This is a genomic window from Glycomyces sp. YM15 (assembly GCF_016918015.1).
Taxonomy (GTDB): Bacteria; Actinomycetota; Actinomycetes; order Mycobacteriales; family Micromonosporaceae; genus Glycomyces.
In genome coordinates this window covers 383,790-407,180 of record NZ_JAERMK010000001.1, presented here as the reverse complement: position 1 = coordinate 407,180, position 23,391 = coordinate 383,790, and the positions used below count along the sequence as shown (strand labels likewise).

At 69.8% G+C, this 23,391-nt stretch carries 17 protein-coding genes and 1 pseudogene; 6 read left to right on the top strand and 12 right to left on the bottom strand.

All coding sequences use genetic code 11. The features are described 5' to 3' along the window. Positions 1–37: 37 nt before the first annotated feature. From JHY01_RS01850 to JHY01_RS01815, 8 genes and pseudogenes are all read right to left on the bottom strand, one after another. Complete coding sequence (locus tag JHY01_RS01850) at positions 38–2,749, bottom strand: Dyp-type peroxidase (RefSeq protein WP_205323880.1); 2,712 nt, start codon at positions 2,747–2,749, stop codon at positions 38–40. A 96-nt stretch (positions 2,750–2,845) separates the two neighbouring features. Beyond that, entirely contained in the window at positions 2,846–3,385 is a 540-nt protein-coding gene (locus JHY01_RS01845; protein WP_205323879.1) for a hypothetical protein, read from the bottom strand. A 76-nt stretch (positions 3,386–3,461) separates the two neighbouring features. Then, the gene (locus tag JHY01_RS27565; protein WP_205323878.1) at positions 3,462–4,664 is read right to left on the bottom strand and encodes a DUF418 domain-containing protein; all 1,203 of its coding nucleotides are present in this window, start codon (positions 4,662–4,664) and stop codon (positions 3,462–3,464) included. A gap of 346 nt (positions 4,665–5,010) precedes the next feature. After that, complete coding sequence (gene fabF, locus JHY01_RS01835; protein WP_205323877.1) at positions 5,011–6,228, bottom strand: beta-ketoacyl-ACP synthase II; 1,218 nt, start codon at positions 6,226–6,228, stop codon at positions 5,011–5,013. Positions 6,229–6,230: 2 nt separating this feature from the next. Then, entirely contained in the window at positions 6,231–6,467 is a 237-nt protein-coding gene (locus JHY01_RS01830; protein ID WP_374199475.1) for an acyl carrier protein, read from the bottom strand. 26 nt (positions 6,468–6,493) lie between these two features. Further along, entirely contained in the window at positions 6,494–7,447 is a 954-nt protein-coding gene (locus tag JHY01_RS01825; protein ID WP_205323875.1) for a beta-ketoacyl-ACP synthase III, read from the bottom strand. Positions 7,448–7,461: 14 nt separating this feature from the next. After that, a pseudogene (locus tag JHY01_RS01820) lies at positions 7,462–8,370 on the bottom strand (ACP S-malonyltransferase); the annotation flags it as partial. Between the two features lie 93 nt (positions 8,371–8,463). Beyond that, positions 8,464–9,633 (bottom strand): CdaR family transcriptional regulator, encoded by a 1,170-nt coding sequence (locus JHY01_RS01815; RefSeq protein ID WP_205323873.1) that lies wholly within the window; start codon positions 9,631–9,633, stop codon positions 8,464–8,466. A 118-nt stretch (positions 9,634–9,751) separates the two neighbouring features. Between JHY01_RS01815 and trxA the strand changes: the two genes are divergently transcribed. Continuing rightward, the gene (gene trxA / locus JHY01_RS01810; protein WP_205323872.1) at positions 9,752–10,150 is read left to right on the top strand and encodes a thioredoxin; all 399 of its coding nucleotides are present in this window, start codon (positions 9,752–9,754) and stop codon (positions 10,148–10,150) included. 149 nt (positions 10,151–10,299) lie between these two features. On the opposite strand, the gene JHY01_RS01805 is transcribed toward trxA, so the two are convergent. Together JHY01_RS01805 and aceE are read right to left on the bottom strand one after the other, a co-directional pair. Continuing rightward, positions 10,300–12,048, bottom strand: coding sequence for an AAA family ATPase (locus JHY01_RS01805; protein WP_205323871.1), 1,749 nt, complete (start codon positions 12,046–12,048; stop codon positions 10,300–10,302). A 120-nt stretch (positions 12,049–12,168) separates the two neighbouring features. Beyond that, a complete protein-coding gene (gene aceE / locus JHY01_RS01800) occupies positions 12,169–14,901 on the bottom strand; it encodes a pyruvate dehydrogenase (acetyl-transferring), homodimeric type (RefSeq protein ID WP_205323870.1) in 2,733 nt (910 codons plus the stop codon). A gap of 377 nt (positions 14,902–15,278) precedes the next feature. Between aceE and JHY01_RS01795 the strand changes: the two genes are divergently transcribed. The 4 genes from JHY01_RS01795 (at position 15,279) to JHY01_RS01780 (ending at position 19,077) form a co-directional block, all read left to right on the top strand. Beyond that, positions 15,279–15,695: a DUF3052 domain-containing protein gene (locus tag JHY01_RS01795; protein ID WP_307814148.1), complete on the top strand. Its 417-nt coding sequence runs from the start codon at positions 15,279–15,281 to the stop codon at positions 15,693–15,695. Between the two features lie 127 nt (positions 15,696–15,822). Further along, positions 15,823–16,287, top strand: a complete 465-nt coding sequence (locus JHY01_RS01790; RefSeq protein WP_205323868.1) for a peroxiredoxin — start codon at positions 15,823–15,825, stop codon at positions 16,285–16,287. A 161-nt stretch (positions 16,288–16,448) separates the two neighbouring features. Beyond that, a complete protein-coding gene (locus JHY01_RS01785) occupies positions 16,449–17,738 on the top strand; it encodes a polysaccharide lyase family 1 protein (protein ID WP_205323867.1) in 1,290 nt (429 codons plus the stop codon). Positions 17,739–17,895: 157 nt separating this feature from the next. Then, positions 17,896–19,077: a hypothetical protein gene (locus JHY01_RS01780; RefSeq protein WP_205323866.1), complete on the top strand. Its 1,182-nt coding sequence runs from the start codon at positions 17,896–17,898 to the stop codon at positions 19,075–19,077. On the opposite strand, the gene JHY01_RS01775 is transcribed toward JHY01_RS01780, so the two are convergent. Together JHY01_RS01775 and JHY01_RS01770 are read right to left on the bottom strand one after the other, a co-directional pair. After that, on the bottom strand, positions 19,064–20,041 hold the full coding sequence (locus JHY01_RS01775; RefSeq protein ID WP_307814147.1) for a cation diffusion facilitator family transporter: 978 nt from the start codon (positions 20,039–20,041) through the stop codon (positions 19,064–19,066). The two genes, JHY01_RS01780 and JHY01_RS01775, sit on opposite strands and share 14 nt — an antisense overlap. 22 nt (positions 20,042–20,063) lie before the next feature. Further along, positions 20,064–21,818 carry an ABC transporter substrate-binding protein gene (locus JHY01_RS01770; RefSeq protein WP_205323865.1) on the bottom strand — a complete coding sequence of 585 codons (1,755 nt, stop codon included), beginning with the start codon at positions 21,816–21,818 and terminating at the stop codon, positions 20,064–20,066. A 274-nt stretch (positions 21,819–22,092) separates the two neighbouring features. Between JHY01_RS01770 and JHY01_RS01765 the strand changes: the two genes are divergently transcribed. Next, complete coding sequence (locus JHY01_RS01765) at positions 22,093–23,364, top strand: sugar ABC transporter substrate-binding protein (RefSeq protein ID WP_205323864.1); 1,272 nt, start codon at positions 22,093–22,095, stop codon at positions 23,362–23,364. The last annotated feature ends 27 nt before the right edge of the window (positions 23,365–23,391 follow it).

Here is a 23,391-nt window from a genome sequence, read left to right as displayed (position 1 = left end):
CCGCTCTCGCGAGCGGCCCGCACCGCCACCATCACCTTCAGGCTTCGAACAGCCCCTGGCCGACGTAGCCGCCCTCGGGCGCGCCCGGCGGGAGCACGAAGACCGCGCTGCCTTCGGCGGTGACGAACTCGTTCAACCGGTCCGAGGCCGCCATCTTCTCCTGCGTGTCGATGAACACCTGCGGATCCGCCTGGAACGACGCGAACAGCAGCCCCGCGTCATAGGGGTGCTCGGCGTGCATGTGGCCGTCCAGGTGCCCGTCGGTCGCCGCGTCCGAGCTCACCTCGCCCTGCGTCAGGAACCCGTAGTCGTAGTTGTAGCCGCGCCGCACCATCGCCGCATCGTGCACGACGGCCACATGCGAATCCGCCGGGACCGCTTGCAGCCCTGCACTGTCGAGCACCGCGAAGTCGGGGTGGTCGAACTCGCCGCCGCCGCTCAGCGGCGCACCCGAGTCCCGCTCGCGCCCGAACGTCAGGTTCTGGTCCTCGGCGGTGAGCATCGACCAGTCCGGCAGCCGCATCCGGATCTTGCGGAACACCAGGTACGTGCCGCCCTCGAACCACGACGGCTCCGAATCGACCGCCCACACCCGCTCGTCGAACAGCTCGGACCCGGCCTCCGGGTTCGCGCTGCCGTCCTTGAAACCCATGAGGTTCCGCGGCGTCCCGCCGTCGGGCGCCGACGAGAACCCGTGCTGCATCCACAGCAGCCGCCCGGCCGCGACGGCCCGTTTGCGCAGCTCCAGGAACGCGTTGCTCACCACCTGCCGGTCGTCACCGCAGATCTGCAGCAGCAGGTCCCCGCCCGACCAGGCCGGATTCAACTTGTCGCCGTCGAACTCGGGCAGCTCGACGAGCTTCGACGGCCGCACGGCCTCCAGACCGGCCTTCGCGAACGCGGCCGGGCCGATCCCGAACGTCACGGTGAGCCGCGCCGGGTCGAGCCCCGCGGCGACGGCCTCGGCGTCGAACTGGTCGTCACCGTCGATCGGCGCCTTCGGCGGCGCCTCACCGGCCGCGAGCGCCGCGGCGACCGCCGACCACTCCTTGAGCAGCGCTTGCAGATTCGCCGCGACCGCGGCCGCATCGAGCGCCGCGCCCGTCCCCAGCTCGGTCTCGGCGAGGTCGAACGCCGCGAACAGCGCGTGCCGCTGCGCCGGCGTCTCGATCCCCGCCTGCCTCGCACCGTAGAACGGCTCCACGCCGGTCGAGTGGTCGTGCCCGGCCTCGCCGCCGTCCTCATGCTCGTGGTTCTCCCCGATCGCGGCGCCCACACCCGCGCCCGCGGCGACCGTGACGGTGGCCGCCGCCAGCGCCGTCCGCCTCGAGACGACCACCTCGCCGTGCTCGTTCTCCATGGGCGGCTTGCGGAACCGCGACCACCACCCGACGAGCACGTCGATCACGACGAATATCGCCAGCGAGATCCCCAGCAGCGGAAGGAACCACCCGACACCGGCCGCGACCACCGCGATCGCCGCGACGAGCGGCCACGGCAGCCGCCGCAGCGCACCGCGCCGATACGGCCGGCCCACCAGCGCGCCCCTCGGACGGCGCTGCCACCACATCCGGTAGCCCCACACGATCATGCAGACCAAAGCGACCATCACCGCCGCGAGCAGCAGCTGGTTCGCCAGACCGAACAGCAGGCCCATGTGCGCGGCGATGGCGACGTTCGTCACCCGCGCCATGAACGGCCAGTCCGCGAACCGCAGCTCCTCGGCCACCTCCGGTGCGCCCGAGCCGGTGTCGACGACCATCTGGTCCTGCTCCAGCGGCAGCGCCCGGTGCGTCTCGGCCACCAGGTACTGCGTGCCCGACCCGGTCGGGAGCGTGATCTGCAAGGGGCCGTTCATGTCCGCCTCGCGCGCGGTCGTGTACACGCTGTCGAGCAGCGCCACCGCGAACGACGAGACGCCCTCCGCGCCCGCGTGGTGGTGCTCGGCATGGTCGCCGCCGCTCGCGTCCGAGTCGACGGCGACCGACGGCGTGGTCCAACTCAGGGCCTCGCGGAGCTCCGAGACGTGCTCGCCCGCGTACCGCGACCAGGTCAGGCCCGTCGCCGACAGGAACAGCAGGACCGCGCACAGCCATAGCCCCACCGGCCCGTGCCAGGCGAGCGTGCGGGAGCGACCGGTGCCGGCCGGTTCGGGACGGACCAGGCCAGCCCGGCGGCGCTCACGAGCCGGAGATCGGCTCGAGCGGCGCCTTCGGGTGATCCACAGGACCAGCCCGCCGAGCGCCACCACCCACAGCCAGCTCGCCGCGAGCTCGCTGTACAGGCGGCCCGCTTCACCGAGATGCAGACTCCGGTGCAGCGTCGAGATCCACTCGCGCAGCGGCCCGGCCTGCGAGGACCCGTACGTCGTCGAATCGCCGAGCAGCGCACCGGTGTACGGGTCGACGTAGACCGCGGCGATCGCGCCTGATTCGCGGGCCACGCCGTCGTCGACCAGCACCACCGTCGAGGCGTCGTCCTCCGCGGCGGGCCGCACCGCCGTCACGGTCCAATCCGGGTGCGCGGCGGTGACGGCATTGACCTGGTCGGCCAGGCGCAGGCGCCCGTCACCGACGTCGACCGTGCGAAGGTCCGCGTAGAGGGCGTCCTCCACTGGGTAGGACAGCGCGTAGGCCAGCCCGGACACGGCCGAGACCAGCAGGAACGGGGCGATGAGTATGCCGGCGTAGAAATGCAGCCGGAGCAGCAGCTGCCTGAGGGCAGCCGGAATCCTTGAATTGTCTGACATCATTCGCTTTCTGAGCGGCCCGGGAGCGCGCGGCAGCGGAGCCGAACCGGGATCCGGGCAGGAGTCAGCGCCGAAGGCGCTGGGGGACAAAGAGACTCAGGAGAAAGCGAACAGCGGTGGCCCGCGGCGGGAGATCGGGGCGCGCACCGCCGGAACCGGACGCGGCGTCTGCGTCCGCAGTGTGAACCGGCGCGGCCGGATCATCACGGGCGCGCCCGCACCGAGCACGCGGATCACCCGCGCGAAGAACAGCGTCACGACGTCGAGCAGCCTCGCGAGCGCGGCATCGCCGCGCGCGAGCCACGACGCCTGCGCCAGCGCTGCGGCGACGTGCACCAGCCACATGCTCAGGCCCGCGCCGTGCGCGTGGCCCGCCGCGGCGGCGGCGCCGAGCTCGAAGCACTCGTGCAGCCCGTACTGCGCCACGAGACACAGTGGAGCGAGTGTGAGGAAGCCGCGCTGGCGCCCGCCGATGCCGTACGCGGCGGCGAAGAGCACGCTGACGGCGGCCGCGAACTGGAGCGGACCGGGGGCGTTCCCGCCGCTCCAGAGGTGCAGCAGGAGCGAAGCGGACCCCGAGACCGCGGCGAACACGGCGGCCCGCAGCAGTCGGAACGGAGTCTCCCTCACTTGCACGCGCGTATTGTGCCACGCCGCCCGAAAAGGCGGAACCCCCGCGTCGGCAAAGCGACGCGGGGGTGTCGGGTGTTCGTCAGGCCCGTTTGCGGCCGTAGGTGAGGCGTCGGAGGAGGACCTCGAAGGGGCCGCGCTTTCCGGCCTTGTCGAGCGCGACCGCGACGGCGACGGTGACCAGCCAGGTCCCGAACGCGACGCCGAACGCCGCGAGGTAGCCCATGTCCTCGCCGAGGCCGAAGCCCCAGGCGGTGAGCAGCGGGGCCATGATGATCGACTGCAGCAGGTAGCTCGTGAGCGAACGCTCGCCGACCGCGGCGAGGGCCCCGGGCACGCCCCGGCGGCCGAAGCCGCGCAGCTTGTGCGCGAGGAGCGCGAAGCCGCAGATGTAGCCGATCCCGGCGTACAGGCCGCCGAGGAGCGTCAGGTACACCGAGGCGATCCAGACGCCGTTCGACGGCTCCCAGGCACCGAGTGCGATGAGCGCCACGGGAAGCGAACTGAGGACGTTCACGATCATGCCGGTGATGAAGACCTTCTTCAGCTGCGGCAGATGCGATTCGGGGTGCTCGATCCAGCCGGCGCGGTGGAGCATCATGCCCGCGATGATCAGCGGGAAGAACGAGCCGGTGAGCACGATCGCGATCGTGCCGGCCGGCGAGGCGATCGCGCCCATGACGATCTGGCCGACGTACGGCGGCAGGCCGTCGCTCCCGGGCGGCGTTCCGGCGGCGGTGTAGAAGAACGCCATGATCGGGTTGCCGATGAGGACCACGTAGGCGAGGGAGCCCCAGAGCCACTTCTTGAGCGACTTGTCGGAGAGGCTCACGAAGAACAGGGCGATGAGCCCCATGGCGCCGTACGGGGCGAGGATGTCGCCGAAGAACAGGAACGTGGCGTGCAGGAAGCCGAACGCGATGAGCCACCAGGAGCGGCGGCGCAGGATCTTGCGGACGCCCTTGGCCTCCATGCCGCGCGCGAACATGCGCGAGGCCATGATGGCGATGCCGAAGCCGTAGAGGACCGCGAACATCGGGCGGGAGCGCTCGGCGATGAGGAGCTGCTCCACGAAGTAGGCGATGTGGTCGGCGGTCGATTGGCCGGTGTTGTGGTTGTACTTGTCGAGTCCCATGCCCCACAGGTGGATCGGGACGTTCGCCAGGGCGATGAACAGGAGCATGAACCCGCGCGCGATGTCGGGCGCGAGGGATCGCTCGGCCTTGGTGATCGACGCGAGCGGGCCGGGTGGGCCGGTGGTGGCGAGCGGGGTGGCGGTGGACACGACGAGCTCCTCTGTGGTCTTAACGGGCTTACTGTGGTTTCCGGCTTCAGTGTAAGGAAATCGCGGGCACCTCACGGGTACGCAGACCCCGCCTTCGACGGTAGTGCCGGCCACCCTCGGATGCTCCCGCCTGCGGTACCGACCTGTCTCATCCTGAGGAAGGATCAGGTTCGGAAGATGTCGTACCCCGGGAGTATTTCTGCGCCAACCGCGAAGTCACGGCTCGCAGGCTTCGCCGAGGCCGGGTCCCCCTGCTGTCCGTTTGGTGATAGACCGCAGCGGCGCTCCGAGACGCCGTAGGGCCCAGCCGCGAATGCGGCTGGGCCCTACGATGTTCTTGTGTCGCTTACGCCTTCGTGAACAGGAGCGCCGCGTTGTGGCCGCCGAAGCCGAAGGCCGTGTTGAGCGCGGCGTTCAGGTCGACCTTGCGGGCCTCGTTCGCCGCCACGTCCAGGTCCAGGCCCGGGTCGGGGTTCTCGAGGTTGATCGTCGGAGGGATGACCCCGTCGACGATCGCCATGATCGCCGCGATCGACTCGACCGCGCCCGCCCCGCCGAGCAGGTGCCCGGTCATGGACTTGGTGCCGGTGAGCACGACGTGGTCGCCCACGACGCGCTTGATGCCCTTGACCTCCGCCATGTCGCCGACCGGAGTGGACGTCGCGTGGGCGTTGACGTGGCCGATCTCCTTCGGGTCGATCCCTGCCTGCTTGATCGCGGCCGCCATCGCCCGACCGCCGCCCCGGCACTCCGGGTCGGGCTGGACGATGTCGTAACCGTCGGAGGTCAGGCCGGAGCCCGCCACGACGGCGTAGATCCGCGCCCCGCGGGCCTCCGCGTGGTCGCGGCGCTCGAGGATGAGCGCGCCCGAGCCTTCGCCCATGACGAACCCGTCGCGGTCGCGGTCCCAGGGCCGGGAAGCGTGCGTCGGGTCGTCGTTGCGGGTCGACATGGCCTTCATCGAGGAGAATCCGGCCATCGGCAGGCCGCCGATGACCGCCTCCGCGCCGCCCGCCACGACCACGTCGGCACGGCCGACGCGGATCATGTCGGCGGCCCACGAGATCGCCTCGGCCGAGGTGGCGCACGCGCTGGTGGGGGCGTGCACGCCGGCCTGGGCGCCGAATTCCAGACCGACCACGGCGGCGGGGCCGTTGGGCATGAGCATGGGCACGGTGAACGGAGAGACCTTGCGGGCGCCGCTCTGCTCAAGGATGTCGTCCTGAGCGAGCAGCGTCAGCGCACCGCCGATGCCGGAACCGAAGACGACGCCCAGGCGTTCCTTGTCGAGGTCGTCGCTCAGCCCCGCGTCGTCCCACGCCTGCTGAGCCGCGACGAGCGCGATCTGCTCGGAGCGGTCGAGACGGCGCAGCCGGACCCGAGGCAGGACCTCGGAGGGCTCCACCGCCAGCTCGGCGGCGATACGGCAGGGGAGTTCCTGTGCCCATTCGTGCTCGAGCAGGTGGACACCCGACCGTCCGGCCACGAGTGCCTCCCAGGTCGACGCCACATCCCCCCCGAGAGGGGTGGTGGCGCCGAGTCCGGTAACGACTACCTCAGTCACATTTAGCCCTTTTCGATGTAGTTGACGGCGTCGCCGACGGTCTTGAGGTTGGCGACCTCGTCGTCGGGGATCTTCACGCCGAACTTCTCTTCAGCGGCGACGACGACCTCGACCATGGCGAGCGAGTCGACGTCCAGGTCGTCGGTGAACGACTTGGCGTCGGCGACATCGTCGGGGTTGACACCCGCGACCTCTTCGAGAATGTCGGACAGGCCTTCGCGGATCTCGTCACGAGACAGAGCCATGAGTTATTTCCTCTCGATAATTACGGGCAGCGGATGACTTGCCCGGCGTAGGTGAGTCCGCCGCCGAATCCGAACAGGAGGATCGGGGCGCCGGAGGCCACCTTGCCACTTTGTACCAACTTCGACAGCGCCAGCGGCACCGATGCCGCGGACGTGTTGCCGGAGTAGACGATGTCCTCGGCGATGACGCAGTCGTCGCTGAAGTCGAGGCGCTTGGCGATGCCCTGGATGATCCGCAGGTTCGCCTGGTGCGGCACGAAGGCCGCGAGCTCGTTGATCTTGAGGCCCGCCCTGTCGGCGACCTGCTCGATGAGCGGCGCCAGCTGGGTGGTCGCCCAGCGGAACACGGTCTGGCCGGCCTGCTTGATGAACGGCACGTCCTCCTCGATGCGGATGACGTCGCTCATCGACGGCTCGGAGCCCCACACGACCGGGCTGATGGCCAGCTCCGGGTCGTCGGTGCCCTCGACCACGACCGCGCCCGCGCCGTCGCCGAAGAGGACGCACGAGGTGCGGTCCTCCCAGTCGGTGACGGCGGTGAGCTTCTCGGCCCCGATCACGATGGCGCGCTTGGCACTGCCGACCCTGATCGCCATGTCCGCCTGGGCCAGCGCGTACTCGAAGCCGGAGCAGGCGGTGTTGACGTCGATGGCCGCCGGCACGCTGAGCCCGAGGGCTTCGGCGACGCGGCAGGCGGTGTTGGGGCAGGTGTCCTTGGCGGAGACCGTCGCGACGATGACCATGTCGATGTCACCGGGGCCGTACCCGGAGTTCTCGAGGGCCTGCCGGGCGGCGTGGACGGCCATGTCGGCCACCTTCTCGTCGTCGGCGGCGATGCGGCGTTCCTTGATGCCGACACGGGAGACGATCCACTCGTCGTTGGTGTCGACGATCTTGGAGAGGTCCTCGTTGGTGAGGATCTTCTCCGGCTGGTAGTGGCCGACGCTGACGACACGCGATCCGTTGACGCTCACTCGACTCCTTCATTCGCTGCGAGTCCGGCGGCAGCGGCCAGGTCCTCGGGGGTGTTCACGTTGACACGGTCGACGCCCTTGAGTGCCCGCTTGGCCAGTCCGGTGAGCGTCCCTGCGGGCGGCAGCTCGATGACCGCCGTGACGCCCTGTTCTCCAAGCGTACTCATGCAGGCGTCCCACCTGACCGGTGACGTGACCTGAGCCACGATCTGCTGCAAGGCGGTCTTGCCGGAGGTCACGGCCCTGCCGTCGCGGTTGGACAGGAGCGTCCGCACCGGGTCGGCGGTGGCGATCTCGGCGGCGACGGCTTCGAGCGCCTCCTGCGCGGGCGCCATGTGCGGCGTGTGGAACGCGCCGGCGACCTTGAGGGGGATGATCCGGGCCTTTTCGGGCGGGCTCTGGGTGAGCTTCTCGATGGCGGCCACGGGGCCCGCGGCGACGATCTGACCGGCGCCGTTGCGGTTCGCCGGCCAGGCGCCCGCCGCTTCGATCGCGGCGAGGACCTCGTCCTCGATCCCGCCGAGCACGGCGGCCATCGTGGTCGGCTCGATGTTGCAGGCGGCGGCCATCTCGCGGCCGCGCACGGCGGCGAGGCGGACGGCGGCCTCGGGGGTCAGGACCCCGGCGATGGCGAGCGCGGTGAGTTCCCCGACGGAGTGCCCGGCGACGACCAGGTCCGCTTCGGCGAGGTCGCCGGTGAGCAGCCGCTCGGCGGCCAGCAGTCCGGCGGCCACGAGCAGCGGCTGGGTATTGGCGGTGTCGGTGATCTCGTCCTGCTCGGCGGTCGTGCCGAGGCGGACGAGGTCGAGGTCGATGATCTCGGACCACTCGCGGAGGCGGGCCTCGGCGGAGGGGTCTTCGATCCACGGCGTCAGGAACCCGGGCTTCTGCGAGCCCTGCCCGGGAGCGAGAATGGCAAGCACACTAAGACTTTCGCATCGACAACAGGTCATACGGGAGCAGTCGGAGGACTGAAAGCCCGTTCGGTTCTTGTATGGAATCTACAACACTCGTTGTCAACTGCGAGAACGCCGGGTGCTCGAAGCGTTCTCGAGGCGTCCTATGGTCAACCCCACACGGAGGACGAAGGCCTCATGCGGTTCGGTGGGGGAGAAACCGGTCACCTCTTGGATGCGGCGGAGACGGTACCGGACCGTGTTGGGGTGGACGTACAGCTCGCGCGCGGTCCCCTCGAGGACGCCGCCGGAGGCGATGAACGCGTCCATGGTCTCCAGCAGCTCGCCGCCCGCGCGGCGCAGCGTCATGTAGACGTTCTCGCGCAGGACCCGGCGGGCCTCCTCGTCCCCGGCGATGGCCCGCTCGGGGAGGAGCTGGGTCGCGGTGACGGGCCGGGGCGCGTCGGGCCAGGCCGGTGCGGCCCGGTGCCCGGCGACGGCGGCGAGCGCCGACGTGGACGCGTCCGCGAGGCCGTTCACGGTGGGGCCCACCACGACGGGTCCGTCGCCGAACTGGCCGGTGAGCTTCTCTACGATCTCGACGGGATCTTTGACGCCGCCGAGGAGGAGCACGAGGCGGGCGCCGTGGACGCCCGCGAGGATGTCGAGCCCGAGCCGCCTGGCGGCGCGCTGGACCGAGTGGAGCACGAGCGTGGCCTCGCCGCCGGGAGTGGCACCGCAGACGACGGTGATCGTCTGCGTCTCGGACCAGCCGAGGGCCGCGGCGCGGCTGATGAGCTCGTCGGAGTTGTCGCCGCGCAAGAGCGCGTCGACGAGCATCGCCTGGAGGCGCGCGTCCCAGGCGCCGCGGGTCTCGGCGGCACGGGCGTACACGCGTGCGGAGGCGAAGGCGATCTCGCGGCTGAAACGCAGCACCGATTCGCGCAGCTGGTCCGTCTCGCCTTCGGCGGCGAGCGCGGGCACCTGCTCCTCGACCACGTCGATGACGACCTGGATGAGGGCGACCGTGTGCTGGAGGCTGATGGCGCGGGCGAGCTCGACGGGGGCGGCCTCGAAGACCATGTCGGAGGTGCCGAGGTCCTCACCGCCGTTGCGCAGCCATTCCAGGAACTGCCGCACCCCGGCTTGGGCCACCAGGGTGACCATCGAGCGTTGCTCGGCGGGCAGGTCGCGGAACCAGGGCAGGCGTTCGTCCATCCGGGTGAGGGACTGCGTCGTCAGCGCCGACGAGGAGCGTTCGATGTTCTGAATGGTCGTGGCCAGATCCATGCCCTATAGCCTGCCAGACGTGGCGCGCGCCGCGCATGGCCGTCTGTCGGAATAGCTCGGCCGCCACTACTGTTGCGCGGAAGAGCACGACTGAAGCCACGACAAGAGAGGCGGCCACATGGCCACGGTTGCACTGACCAAGGACAACTTCGAGGAGACCGTCACCGGCAACGGCATCGTGCTGGTGGACTGGTGGGCCGACTGGTGCGGCCCGTGCAAGATGTTCGCTCCGACGTTCGAGGCGTCGAGCGAGAAGCACCCTGACGTCGTCTTCGGGAAGATCGACACCGAGGACCAGCCGGAGCTCTCGGGCGAGGCCGGGATCCAGTCGATCCCGACGCTCATGGCCTTCCGCGACGGCATCCTCCTCTACAGCCAGCCCGGCGCGCTCCCGCCGGCCGCGCTCGAGGAGATCATCGGCAAGGTCAAGGAGCTCGACATGGACGCCGTGCGCGCCGAGATCGAGAAGGAAGAGGCCGAAGGCCACGACCACGCTCACGAGGGCCACAGCCACTAGGTACGGGCACGCGATAGGGCGGGGGGGGGGGGGCGGCGCCGCCGCGGCCCCCCCCCCCCAGGACGGGGGCCCCCGCCCCCCGCCACTGCGCCGGGCCCCGCGTGGGGGGGGGCCCGCTCGAAGGGCCCGCGCCCCCGCCCTATCGCGTACTAGGAGCCGCCGGCCCCCGCCGCCCGGCGCCGGCCGCCCAGCCGCGCCTGCGGCAGGCCGCCCGCCAGCTCGCGGAACGCCCCGACGGCGTCGGACTCCTCGATGGTGGTGAGCTGATCGCTCGTCAGGGTCGACGGGGACGGCTCGTGGGGCTCGTTGTGGGCCTCGATCAGCCGCAGGTCGCGGCGGGCCGCGGCCTTGCGGCACACCTCGCGGGCGAAGCGGGCGTTGCCGAGCGGGTCGATCGCGCCGGAGGCGACCACCGTCTCCAGCAGCTCCAGCAGCGCCTCCGCAGCCTCGCGCGAGAGCCGCTCCCCGTCGGCGTCGAGGACCAGGTGGGCGATCTCGAGGAGCTCCGGCGCCGAATACGAAGGGAACTCGACCACCGTGGGGAAGCGCGAGCGCAGACCCGGGTTCGTGCCGAGCAGCTGGTGGATCTCGTCGGGGTAGCCCGCGAGGACGATGACGAGTTCGTCGCGGCGGTTCTCGGCGGCCGTGAGGATCTCCTGCAGCGCTTCGTCGCCGAACGCGTCGCCGCCTTGGATCCCCTCCTGCGCGAGCGAGTACGCCTCGTCGATGAACAGGACGCCGCCCACGGCCTCCTCGATCTTCTCCCGCGTCTTCTGCGCGGTGTGCCCGAGGTGCTGGCCGACCAGGTCGCCGCGCTGGGTCTCCACGACCTTGCCGTGCTCGAGCAGGCCGAGCCCGGCGAGCAGCTCGCCGACGATGCGGGCCACGGTCGTCTTGCCGGTGCCGGGCGGGCCGGTGAACACGAAGTGCTGCGGCCGGCTCGCCGCCCGCAAACCCCGCTCCTTCTTCAGGGCCGCCATCCGGTACTGCGCCTCGAGCATGTTGATCTGCTGTTTGACCGGTTCGAGCCCGATCATCTCGTCGAGCCTGCGTGCGGCCCGCCGGAGGTGGGCCTCCTGGTCGTTCCCCGTCCACTCGGGGGCGATGTCGGGGTCCTCGTCCCGGACCATGTTGAGCTGGACCTTCACCTGCGCCGTGTTCGCCCGCGAGGCGAGCGCCTGCTCGGCGAAGCCCTCGGCGTCGGGGGCGAGCCGGTAGGCGCGCTGGTAGGCCTGCGCGGCCTCCTCGGTCCGGCCGAGGCCTTGCAGCGCGTGGCCCCGGACGAAGACCGTGTACGCCTCGAAGTACGGGTTCTCCGTGGCGTGCGCGAGGCCGTCGAGGACTTTCAGTGCCTCGTGGTAGGTCTGCAGATGCACCAGCGACGATCCGATGTAGAGCTGCGCCTCGTCGCCCATCGGGCCGTCCCCGATCTCGCGCGCCTCGGTGAGCACCCGCTCCCAGTCCTCCTGCTCGAACGCGCAGCGCGTCAGGAGGAACCGGGTCGTGTCGTCCTGCGGGTCGACCGCCTCCAGTTCGCGGCGGGCCCGCTCGAACTCGCGCTGCTCGATCAGCCGCGCCATCTGCGCGAGCCAGGCCTCCCACGGGTTCTCCAGCGAGTATCCGACGAACGACCCGAGCAGGAACGAGGACTGCAGCCGGATGCCCGTCTCCTCCCGGAGCCGCCCGGTGTACTGGTGATACTCCACCATCCGCTGCAGCGCCTCGCCCTGGCGCTCCCCGCAGGCGTGGAGCCCGAGCCACGCGTCGAAGGCCCGCGGGTCGTAGTCCAAGAGGTGCTCGAAGCAGTCCGCGGCCCGAACCAGGTCCTCGTCGCCGAGGAGTTCGACGCCGCGGACGAAGACGTCGGCGAGGGATTCGGAAGGGGTGTCGAAGGACATGTCGGCTCCGTACGGCGAGGGTGCGGCGAAGCCCTCAGCGTAGCCGCGCGCGTCCACCGGCCGGAGCGGACGAAACAGGCCGGGAAGCGGATGCTTCCCGGCCCGTTTCGTTGTGGCGCTTTACGAATCGCCGCCCGCTTCGCCGGCTTCGGCGGCGGTCGGGTCGGTGATCTGGTACTTGGCGGCCGCCTGGGCTGCCAGCTCCGGCTTGACCTCGCCGCGGGCGGCGAGCTGCTGGAGGGCTGCCACGGTGATCGACTCGCCGTCGACGTTGAAGTGGCGGCGCAGGGCCCCGCGGGTGTCGGAGTGGCCGAAGCCGTCCGTGCCCAGCGAGGTGTAGTCGCCCGGCACCCAGCGGCTGATGAGGTCCGGCACGGCCCGCATGTAGTCGCTGACGGCGATGAACGGGCCCTCGGCGCTCGAGAGCTTCGAGGTCACGTACGGGATCCGCTTCTCGGCCTCCGGGTGGCGGAGGTTGTGGCGGTCCGCGTCGATGCCGTCGCGGCTCAGCTCGGTCCACGAGGTGACCGACCAGACGTCGGCGGCCACGTCCCAGTCGGCGGCGAGCAGATCAGCGGCCTTCATGGCCCAGGCCATGCCCGAACCCGAGGTCAGCAGCTGTACTCGGGGGCCGGAGCCCTCCGCGGACCGGACCTTGTGGATGCCCCTGAGGATGCCCTCGACGTCCACGTTCTCGGGCTCGGCGGGCTGCACGATCGGCTCGTTGTAGACGGTCATGTAGTAGAAGACGTGCTCGCCCTCGCCGTACATGCGGCGCAGGCCGTCCTGGACGATGTGCCCGATCTCGTAGCCGTACGCCGGGTCGTAGGACACGACCGCCGGGTTGGTGTGCGCGAGGAGCAGCGAATGGCCGTCCTCGTGCTGCAGGCCCTCGCCGTTGAGCGTGGTGCGGCCGGCGGTGGCGCCGATGAGGAAGCCGTTGGCGAGCTGGTCCGTGGCGGCCCAGATCGAGTCGGCCGTCCGCTGGAACCCGAACATCGAGTAGAAGATGTAGAACGGGATCATCGGCTCGCCGAGCGTGTCGCTCGCGGTGCCCGCGGCGGTGAACGCGGCCATCGAACCGGCCTCGTTGATGCCCACGTGCATGAGCTGGCCCTGCGCGGACTCCTTGTAGGAGAGGAACAGGTCGCGGTCCACCGACAGGTACTGCTGGCCGTGCGTCGACCAGATCTTCGCAGTCGGGAACATCGCGTCCATGCCGAACGTGCGCGCCTCGTCGGGGATGATCGGCACCCAGCGCTTGCCGGTCTCCTTGTCCCGCATGAGGTCCTTGAGCAGGCGGACGAGCGCCATGGTCGTGGCGGCCTTCTGCTTGCCCGAACCGCGGCGGGTCGACTTGTACGCCTCCTCGCCGGGCAGGCTCAGCGGGATGACCGTGTTGCGGCGCTTGGGGATCGAACCGCCGAGGGCGGCGCGGCGGGCGCGCAGGTACTCATCCTCGGCCGAACCGGCCTCGGGCTTGATGTACGGCGGCAGGTACGGGCTGGCCTCGAGCTGCGCGTCGGTGACGGGCATGTCGAGGGCGTCGCGGAAGCCCTTGAGGTCGTCGAGCGAGAGCTTCTTCATCTGGTGGGTCGCGTTGCGGCCCTCGAAGGTCGAGCCCAGCTTGTAGCCCTTGACGGTGTGCGCGAGGATCACCGTCGGCTGGCCCTCGTGGTCCATCGCGGCCTTGTACGCGGCGTAGATCTTGCGGTCGTCGTGGCCGCCGCGGCGCAGGTTCCAGATGTCGTCGTCCGACAGGGGCTGCGCGAGCGCCTTGGTGCGCGTGTCGCGGCCGAAGAAGTGCTCGCGGATGAACGCGCCCGACTCGGCCTTGAACGTCTGGAAGTCGCCGTCGGGGGTGGTGTTCATGAGGTTCACCAGCGCGCCGTCGGCGTCGGCGGCGAGCAGCGGGTCCCACTCGCGGCCCCACATGACCTTGATGACGTTCCAGCCCGCACCGCGGAAGTACGACTCGAGCTCCTGCACGATCTTGCCGTTGCCGCGCACCGGGCCGTCGAGGCGCTGGAGGTTGCAGTTGACGACGAACGTGAGGTTGTCGAGCTCGGAGCCGGCCGCGAACTGCAGCGCGCCCCTCGACTCGACCTCGTCCATCTCGCCGTCGCCGAGGAACGCCCAGACCTGCTGCTTCTTGGTGTCCTTGATGCCGCGGTCGTCCATGTAGCGGTTGAACAGCGCCTGGTAGATCGCGTTGATCGGGCCCAGGCCCATCGACACGGTCGGGAACTGCCAGTAGTCCGGCATGAGGCGCGGGTGCGGGTAGGAGGGGAGCCCGCCCTGCGGCCGCGAGACCTCCTGGCGGAAGCCGTCGAGGTCGTCCTCGGTGAGGCGGCCTTCGACGAAGGAGCGGGCGTACATGCCGGGGGAGGCGTGGCCCTGGAAGAAGATCTGGTCGCCGCCGCCCTCGTGGTCGCGGCCGCGGAAGAAGTGGTTGTAGCCGACCTCGTAGAGGTTCGCCGCGGAGGCGTAGGTCGAGATGTGGCCGCCCACGCCGATGCCGGGTCGCTGCGCGCGGTGGACCGTCATCGCCGCATTCCACCGCACGTACGAGCGGATGCGGTGCTCGACGGCCTCGTCGCCGGGGTAGTGCGGCTCGGCCTCGACGGGAATGGTGTTCACATAGTCGGTGCTCGTGGACGCCGGTACGCCGATCTGGCGCTTGCGGGCGTGCTCGAGCAGTCGCTGCATGACGTAGCGGGCACGGGTGCGCCCGCCGCCGTCGAGGAGGCCGTCCAGGGATTCCAGCCACTCGCTGGTCTCCCCAGGGTCAGTGTCCGGTCCTTGGGTCGGCAATCCGTCACTGATGGGCGGCCGGTTCTGTTCCGTGGTCACGGGCGATCCCTCGTTCTAAGACTGCGGCTTTGCAGGGTTGCTCTTCAGGCAGCAGAGTGTCATCGTTTTCTACCATCCTCCCTTGAATCTACCGCGAGCATCGTCGACCCACCCGCCTTGATGCGACCGCGCCCACACTCCCCGCGACTACGAAACCCGCTCACCTGCAGCGCCGTGAAGGCCGTCCCGGAAAGCGAGATCACCGCCATGTGAACGTGTCCGCACGAAGCCCTTGAACGGCTTTGCGAACCGACGCGCGCCCCCTCTTTCCGCGCGCGTGCGCGAGCGCTGGATATGACACGGCGCCTATGGTCTACTTCATATGCTGTGCAGAGCAGAGCGGACGCTCTGGCAGCCCGACCAATGGAGGGGACGCAGTGAACGCTCCGAGCAGCCCGGTGGACTCATCGAGCGTGGTGCAGCGACTCGGACTCGAAGGCGTCGAGTCCGTCATGGAGATCGGCTTCGACACCGACGTCGACGCCGCCTTGCGCAGGGCCGTCATCGAGGCGGTCGGGGAACTCCTCGACGAGGACTCCGACGAGATCGTGGGGGCGGTGCTCCTGTGGTGCCGAGAAGAGGACGGCGACCTGGTCGACCTCCTCCTCGACGCCCGCGGCCCGCTCGCCGACGACGGCGTCGTGTGGCTGCTCACCCCCAAGGCGGGACGGCCCGGCCACATCGAACCGGCCGACATCGAGGAGTCGACGACCCTCGCCGGTCTCAAATCGACCAAGACCCTGCACGCCTCCCCGGACTGGGTCGCGTCCCGGATGGTCGTCGCCCGCCGCTGAGCCCTCGGAATGTCGTGAGGGTCCGCTTTCGGGCGGCCCCGGTCACCGGTGCGGACGCCTGGCGCTAACGTTCAGCGCGTCAGGAATCAGAGGCCCTCCGCCGAGGGCCGCACCGCGAGGAGCGCGCATGCCGATCGAGACCGGAACCAAGGCCCCCGGCTTCACCTTGAAAGACCAGAACAACCAGGAAGTGAGCCTCGCCGACTTCCTCGGCGAGAAGCACGTCCTGCTCGTGTTCTACCCGTTCGCGTTCACCGGCGTCTGCGAGGGCGAGCTCTGCGGCATCCGCGACAACCTCGACGCCTACCAGAGCGACGAGGTCCAGGTCCTCAGCGTCTCCGTCGACTCCCCGTTCGCCCACAAGGTCTGGGCCAAGCAGCAGGGCTTCGAGTTCCCGCTGCTCAGCGACTTCTGGCCGCACGGCGCGGTCGCGCAGGCCTACGGCGTCTTCAACGACGAGAAGGGCATGGCGAACCGCGGCACCTTCGTCATCGACAAGACCGGCGTCGTCCGCTTCGCCGAGATGAACCTGCCCGGCGAGGCCCGCGACCAGGGCGCCTGGCAGAAGGCGCTGTCCGAACTCCAGGGCTAAGACGACCACGCAGGGCCGCCGGGGACTCCCGGCGGCCTTTCGCGTTCCCATCACATTGACATAGTCGAATGCTTGACAAGGCGATCCGCTTGCGGAAAGCTTGGGCAATCGGTTGCAAGCAACCGCTTTCCCTTCACACGCCCCTGAAAGGACATTCGACGATGAACGGTCCTGTCAAACGCCTCCTCACCGCCACCGCGCTGGCCGCGCTGGCCGCCACCGCCGTCCCCGGTGCGGCCGAAGCCGGCGGCCGCCACCAGGATCTCGGCCGCCAGGTCCTCGCCGCCGACGACGGGTGGGCCGCCTACGACGGCGGCACCACCGGCGGCTCCGACGCCGACCGCGACCACGTGTACACCGTGGACACCTGGGCCGAGCTCAAGGCCGCCGTGCAAGGCGACGAGCCCAAGATCGTCAAGGTCAAGGGCGACATCGACGCCTGGACCGACGCCGACGGCAACGCCCTCACCTGCGAGGACTGGAACGACCCCGGCTACACCTGGGAGTCCTACCTGGAGACCTACGACCCCGAGGTCTGGGGCTGGAACGCCCCCACCGGGCCGGTCGAAGAGGCCCGGGTCCGCTCCTACAAGGCCTACCGCGCGCACGTCCTGCTCGCCATCGGCGCCAACACCACCATCATCGGCGACGGCGCCGCCTCGGTCACCCACGGCTCGTTCTACATCAGCAACGTGGACAACGTGATCGTCCGCAACCTCGGCATCCACAACTCCTACGACTGCTTCCCCGCCTGGGAGGGCGACGCCTGGGACGGCGAGTTCGACAACTTCGAGCTGAGCGGCGCCACCCACGTGTGGCTCGACCACCTCACCGTCGACGACGGCGACTACGACGACTACGCCGAACCCGAGATCTGGGGCGCCCACGTCGAGCGACTCGACGGCGGCATCGACATCGTGCGCGCCTCCGACCTCGTCACCGTCTCCTGGTCGCACATCGGCGCGCACGACAAGACCATGCTCATCGGCAACACCGACTCCGACCGCTACGGCGAGGCCGACAAGCTGCGGGTCACCATCCACCACAACTGGTTCGACACCACCGGCCAGCGCTCCCCGCGACTGCGCTGGGGCCAGGCCCACGTCTACAACAACTACTTCACGCGGGACCCCGACACCGACTACCCGTACTACTACTCGATCGGCGCGGGCAAGTTCTCGGCGATCTACGCCGAGAACAACGCCTGGGAGATGGAGGGCGTCGAGCCCTCGCAGGTGCTCTACAACTGGGGCGGCGACGCCATGCACATCGAGGGCAGCCTCTTCAACGGCGAGCGGGTCGACCTCCTGGCGGCCTGGAACGAGGCGCACCCCGAAGCGCCCATGACGGGCGAGATCACGGAGTTCCCGGAGCTCCACGGCAAGATCCACACCACCAGGGCCGTGCCGTACCTGGTCCAGGCCTGGGCCGGGGCGGGAAAGCTCTGCTGACGGCGGAACCCGGGCGCACCGGTCGATCGGATCGGTGCGCCCGGCCGCCTCGCGGAGGCGGCCCTTTCGCGTGCCGGAGAAGAAGCCGCGAAGCGGTGCAACCCGAGCACGGGCCCGACGCGTCTACGCGGCGACGACTCCGACGAATGGGATCCCCGTGCTGCGAAAGCGAATCGGCACCGCCGCCCTGACCGCCTCGGTCCTCACCGCCGCCTCCGGCTGCGCCTGGTTCGAAGGCGAGGAGGAGCACCTCGACTTCGCCGCCTACGACGGCCGCCTCACCGAGATGTACAACGAAAGCATCCGCCTCACCACCGAACTGGACGCCGCCGAGGCCCGGATCGTCCAGGACTGCCTCGAAACGCAGGGCTTCACACTCCACGACCAGGCCCGATTCGAGAACATGGTCCCGGCCGAACGCGAGTCCTTCCTGGGCGAGCCCGAGTACGCCGCCTTCCTCCCCACCGTCGAGGACGCGGAGCGCCGCGGTTTCTGGCAGTGGGCCGCCCTCGACGGCGCGCAGGAAGCGGAGCCCGAACTGTACGCCGAGTGGCTGATCGAGCAGGAGGCCTTCCTCGCGGCGACGCTTTCGCCCGAGTTCGCCGCGCAGGCGTTGGAAGTCCTATCGGGGGAGGCGACCGAGCTCGACGAGTTCTACCTCCAGGACCCCGAGGACCAGTACGCCTGGTACGTCGCGTACGCGGGCGAGCCGTGGGCCGCTGACAACCATCCGGAACTGGCCGGCGACTCGGCCGACCCGAGCGGTGGGGACGCCTACGGCGGCCCGCCGCCGGAAGGCTGCCTGCTCGAGATGATCGAAGCCGTCTACGGCGAACTCGAACCGGTGGAGAACGAAGAAGAGGGATTCACCGACTGGATCTCCCGCCCCGAACCGCCCACGGGCGACGGGCAGGGGCTGCACGAGCGGTACGTCGTGCGCACGGCCGACGCCGAAGCCGACCTCCTCGACTGCCTCGACGAGCGCGGCTCGACCGGCTGGGAGTTCCAGAACGGCCGGATCCTCGTCCGCGAATACCTGGTGGCCTCCGGTGAGACCGTGAACCCGGCCGACATCGGCACCCCGACCACCGGCGCCTGGCCCGAGATCCCCGCGGAGGCACCCGACGTGACCGATGTGGAGGGATGGCTCGGGTTCGAGCGGGAGCTGGCGGTCGACTTCGCCGAGTGCGGCGACGAATCCGGCTACCGCGCCGCCGCCGCTGAGGCCTGGGAGCAGGCGCAGCTGCGGTACTACCTCGACATCGAGGAGGAGACCTACGCGTGGCAGGACGGGATGCGGGGCTACCTCGAAGCCGCCCAGGAGGTCATCGGCGAGTGATCTCGCCGAGCTCCCGGGGCGCTTCGCCGCCTTCCGGGGCGTCGCCCCACGGGCTCAGGAACACGTACCGCACCATCGGGAATCGCTCGCGCAGCCGGGCCTCGACCGCGCGGCTCGAGCGTTCGATGGCCTCTCCGGTCGCGCTGTCGCGGAAGTCGATCTTGGCCGCGATCAGTACCGAGTCGGGTCCGAGCTGGAGCGTCAGGAGCTCCTGCACGGCCGCGATGTCCTCGCCCGTTTCGAGTTCGGTGCGCACCGCGTCACGGAACCGGGGCGGCAGGCTCAGTCCGATGAGGAACGCGATGTTGGCGCGGCCGAGCAGGACGGCGACCGCGAGCAGCAGCCCGCCGATGAGGATCGAGGCGATCCCGTCCCACATCGGGTCGCCGGTGATCTGGGCGAGTGCGAGGCCCGCGGCGGCCAGCAGCAACCCGATGAGCGCGGCGAAGTCCTCCAGGAACACCGCCTTCACGGTCGTGTCGGGCGTCCGCCGCAGGAACCGGACCGGGCTCACCTTCCAGTACCGCGACTCGCGCCGCACCTGCGTGATCGTCCGAATGAACGAGATGCCCTCGAGCGCGAACGAGATCGCCAGGACCACGTAGGAGAGGACGTAGTCGCTCTCGGCGCCGTCGCGCAGCGAGTGGAACCCGTGCGTGATGGAGAACAGGCCGCCCGCCACGAACGTGAACGCCGCCGCGAGCGCCGCCCACAGGTAGGCCGCGCTGCCGTAGCCGAACGGGTGCGGCTCGTCGGCGGGCTTCGCGCTGCTGCGCAGGGCGACGTACAGCATGACCTGGGTGACGGTGTCGGCCGCCGAGTGCGCGGCCTCCGAGACCATCGCCGCCGAGCCCCCGAGGACCCCGGCGACGAGCTTCGCCAGGGCGATGGCGAGGTTCATCAGCGCGGCGACGAGCACCGTGATCACGCTCTCGGACTTGACCTCCGCCGCTGCACCGCTCACGGCTCCGAGCCTAGGCGAGCCGTCATGCTCCGAAGCCCCATTCCCCCACGTTGTAGAAGACCCGCATGGTGGTCGCCCAGTTGTCGCGCACGTTCACGACGTCCCGGTGGACCATGACCAGCTGCGGAGTCCATGCCAGCGGCAGCTGCACGGACCGGTCGATGGAGATCTGCGCGGCCCGGTTGTTGAGCTCGGCGGCGCGGTCGCGGTCGAGGGTGGTGGCGAGCTCGGCGATGATCGCGTCCACTTCGTCGTTCTGGAAGCCGGTGTGGCCCTGCGGACCCCAGTAGTCGGCCGCGGAGGACGCGAACAGCGGGGTCTCGATCCAGGAGAACAGGATGAGGTCCCAATCGCGCGCTTCGAGCACCGAGTTCAGCTCGCCGCCGGGAATCGGGTCGGTGGTGAGGTCGATGCCGAGGTCGCCCAGGTAGGTGATGACGAGGTCCTGGATGATCGGCGTGAACGCCTCGCCTTCGAGGCCGGTGCGGAACCGCAGCGACACGGGCTCGCCATCGGGGGTGAGCAGCGCGTCGCCCTCCCATGTGTACCCGGCGTCCTCGAGGATGGCCCGGGCGGCGGCCTGGTCGCCCGATCCGAGGCCGGAGTCGCCGATCTGGTCGGTGTGGTACTCCGAGTCGGGGCGGAAGAGCACGTTCGTCATCGTCTCGGTGCCTTTGAAGGCGGTGCCGTAGGCGCGGGCGTTGATCTCGCCGGCGTCGATCGCGGTGAAGACCGCGCGGCGCAGCGGCTCCTCGGCCAGGAACCGGTTGTCGAAGTTCGCGTCGATGTGGGACCAGCCGGACTGTGGCGCGACGCTGTACTTCAGATCCGGTTCGCCGGCGAGCTGGTCGAGGATCTCGGGGTCGAAGCTGGAGGGCGCGGCCCCGTGGATCGTCCCCTGCCGCAGCTCGGTCGCCATGGCGTCGGCGCCTTCGATGTACCTCAGGGTCAAGGAGTCGAGCGTGGAGCGCTGCGAGCCGGTCCACTCGGGGTTCGGCACGTACTTGGCGTAGTCGCCGAGTGCGCCTTCGACCATCCGGAACGGGCCGGCGCTGTAGTCGAGGGGCGGGTTCTCGGAGAAGTCGGCGACGGACGCGGCCATCACGGCGGGGTCGGTGCGCCAGTCGGCGTGGCCGCGGGCCTCGGCGAGGTGCGCGGGGTGGGTGATGACCTGCGCGGCGTACCACTCGGCGTCGAGGTAGCCGTCCTCGTAGGTGACGACGACGGTGTTCCCCTCGCCCTGCTCGATCGAGGCCACATTGGAGCCGTAGTCGGTGGCGGGGGTGCATCCGGCGCATTGGGCGTCGTCGGTCGATGTGGCCTTCCAGTGCCAGAGGAAGTCGTCGAGGCCGATCGGGGTGCCCTCGCCCCAGGTCGCCTCCGGTTTGAGGTGGTAGGCGACGGTGAGCGGCGCTTCCGCGAGCAGTTCGGGGCCTTCGGTGTAGATGCCGTCGTTGTAGTGGATCTCGCCCGCTTGGTCGTACGTGAAGACGCTGGGGCGCAGCGGCTGGTTGATGATCGAAGTGGCGAGGCTGGAGCCGTAGAGGTCGGCCTGACCCCAGGCCTCCCATGTGCCGCCGACGGCCCAGACGAGGTCGCCGCCGTCGACGCGGAGCCCGGAGTTGCAGGTGGTGGGTTCGCTCAGGCAGTCCTCGAAGCCCGCACCGGTCTCGGCGGGTTCCCCGCCGCCGCAGGCGGTCAGGGCGAGGGAGAGGGCGGCCGCCGCGGCGGCGGGGCCGGTGGCCCGCAGGCCGCGGCGGGGTGATGTCTGGGGCATAGCAGGCTCTTTCGCTCTATTCACGGGGAAAGACTCACAGGCGTGCATCACACCATAATGCCGCCCGAAAAGGAAGTCCATTAAAACGATAGGAATACTAGCTAATTGGCCCACGGGGCGCGTGCACGGTCCGGTCCTCCCATGTTCATCGCGTCGAAATCGTTATCCATCGCATCTATCCAACCCTTTATCTATGGGTTAGATTTTGCCTTGTCTTAACTCGCGCCGGCGGCCCGCCGGCGTCCGAACCCCCGACCGCAAGGAGGCGGAAGACATGGTGGACAAGGCTCAATGGCGCAGAGGCGCCGGGCTCGCCGCGACGGTATTGCTCGGTGCGGCGGCCCTGGCGGCCTGCGGCGGAGGCGAGGCCGAGGACGACGGCACCCTCAAGATGGTCGTCTGGGGCGGCGACCTCGACAAGGAGACCTACCAGGCCCGCATCGACCTCTACGAGTCCGAGAACCCCGACACCAAGATCGAACTCCAGCTGATCCCCTCGGACCAGTACGCGCAGAAGGTCCAGACGATGATCGCGGGCGGCGACGGCCCCGACATCATGCAGGTGGCCGAGAACGTCAACTCGTACTCCTCCAAGAGCCAGCTGCTGCCGCTCGACGAGTACATCGAGGGCGCCGGCCTGAACATGGAAGAGCGCTTCGGCCCCGCCGGGGAGCTCTACACCTTCGAGGACCAGACCTACGCGATCCCCGACCGCTCGGGCGCGATGATCCTCTACTACAACAAGGACCTCTTCGACGCCGCCGGCGTCGAGTACCCGACGGCCGCGTGGACCCAGCAGGACGCCCAGGCCGCCATGGAGAAGCTGACCATCCCCGGCGAACAGTGGGGCTTCTCCGGCGCCGGCTGGTGGGCCCAGTGGTGGAGCTTCGCCTACCAGAACGGCGGCCAGATCATCGACGACAGCGGCAAGCCCGCCGTCAACACCCCTGAGGTCGTCGACGCGCTCCAGTGGGCCAACGACCTGCAGTACAAGTACCACTACGCCCCGACCGCGTCCGAGTACGCGGACATGGGCCCGGACATGGGCGGCGACCCCGCCTTCGCCGCGGGCACCGTCGCGATGAACGCCACCGGCTTCTGGGGCATCGGCGGGCTCCTCGAGTCCGACATCAACTGGGGCATCGCGCCGCTGTGGGGCGGCAAGGAGCAGGCGGTCTCCGCCTTCGGTTCCGGCCTGTCCATCACCCGCGACAGCGACAACCCCGAGAAGGCCTTCGAGGCGATCGACTTCCTCACCGACACCGAGGCCCAGACGGTCATCATCGACAAAGCCCAGGACGTGCCCGCCAACATCCAGGTGCAGCAGTCCGACGCGTTCCTCTCGCCCGCGTGGGCGCCCGAGGGCCTGAACATGGCCGCGTTCGGCGAGTCCTCCGAGTTCATCTTCCGCGCCCCCTTCATCCCCGAGTGGGAGGAGATGCAGGCGACCTTCAACGACAACCTCGGCACCTTCTGGAACGAGGGCGGCGACGCGAAGACCGAACTGGACAAGATCCAGACGCAGCTCGAATCGGTCATCGAGTAGGAACGCTCCGATGTCGAACGTCGTCGT

Bases quoted from the DNA above. Each gene is read 5' to 3' on its own strand.
- JHY01_RS01765 (WP_205323864.1), top strand. From the start codon at position 22,093: ATGGTGGACAAGGCTCAATGGCGCAGAGGCGCCGGGCTCGCCGCGACG.
- trxA (WP_205323872.1), top strand. From the start codon at position 9,752: ATGGCCACGGTTGCACTGACCAAGGACAACTTCGAGGAGACCGTCACC.
- JHY01_RS01805 (WP_205323871.1), bottom strand. From the start codon at position 12,048: ATGTCCTTCGACACCCCTTCCGAATCCCTCGCCGACGTCTTCGTCCGC.
- JHY01_RS01815 (WP_205323873.1), bottom strand. From the start codon at position 9,633: ATGGATCTGGCCACGACCATTCAGAACATCGAACGCTCCTCGTCGGCG.
- JHY01_RS01770 (WP_205323865.1), bottom strand. From the start codon at position 21,818: ATGCCCCAGACATCACCCCGCCGCGGCCTGCGGGCCACCGGCCCCGCC.
- JHY01_RS01785 (WP_205323867.1), top strand. From the start codon at position 16,449: ATGAACGGTCCTGTCAAACGCCTCCTCACCGCCACCGCGCTGGCCGCG.
- JHY01_RS01850 (WP_205323880.1), bottom strand. From the start codon at position 2,749: ATGTCAGACAATTCAAGGATTCCGGCTGCCCTCAGGCAGCTGCTGCTC.
- JHY01_RS01790 (WP_205323868.1), top strand. From the start codon at position 15,823: ATGCCGATCGAGACCGGAACCAAGGCCCCCGGCTTCACCTTGAAAGAC.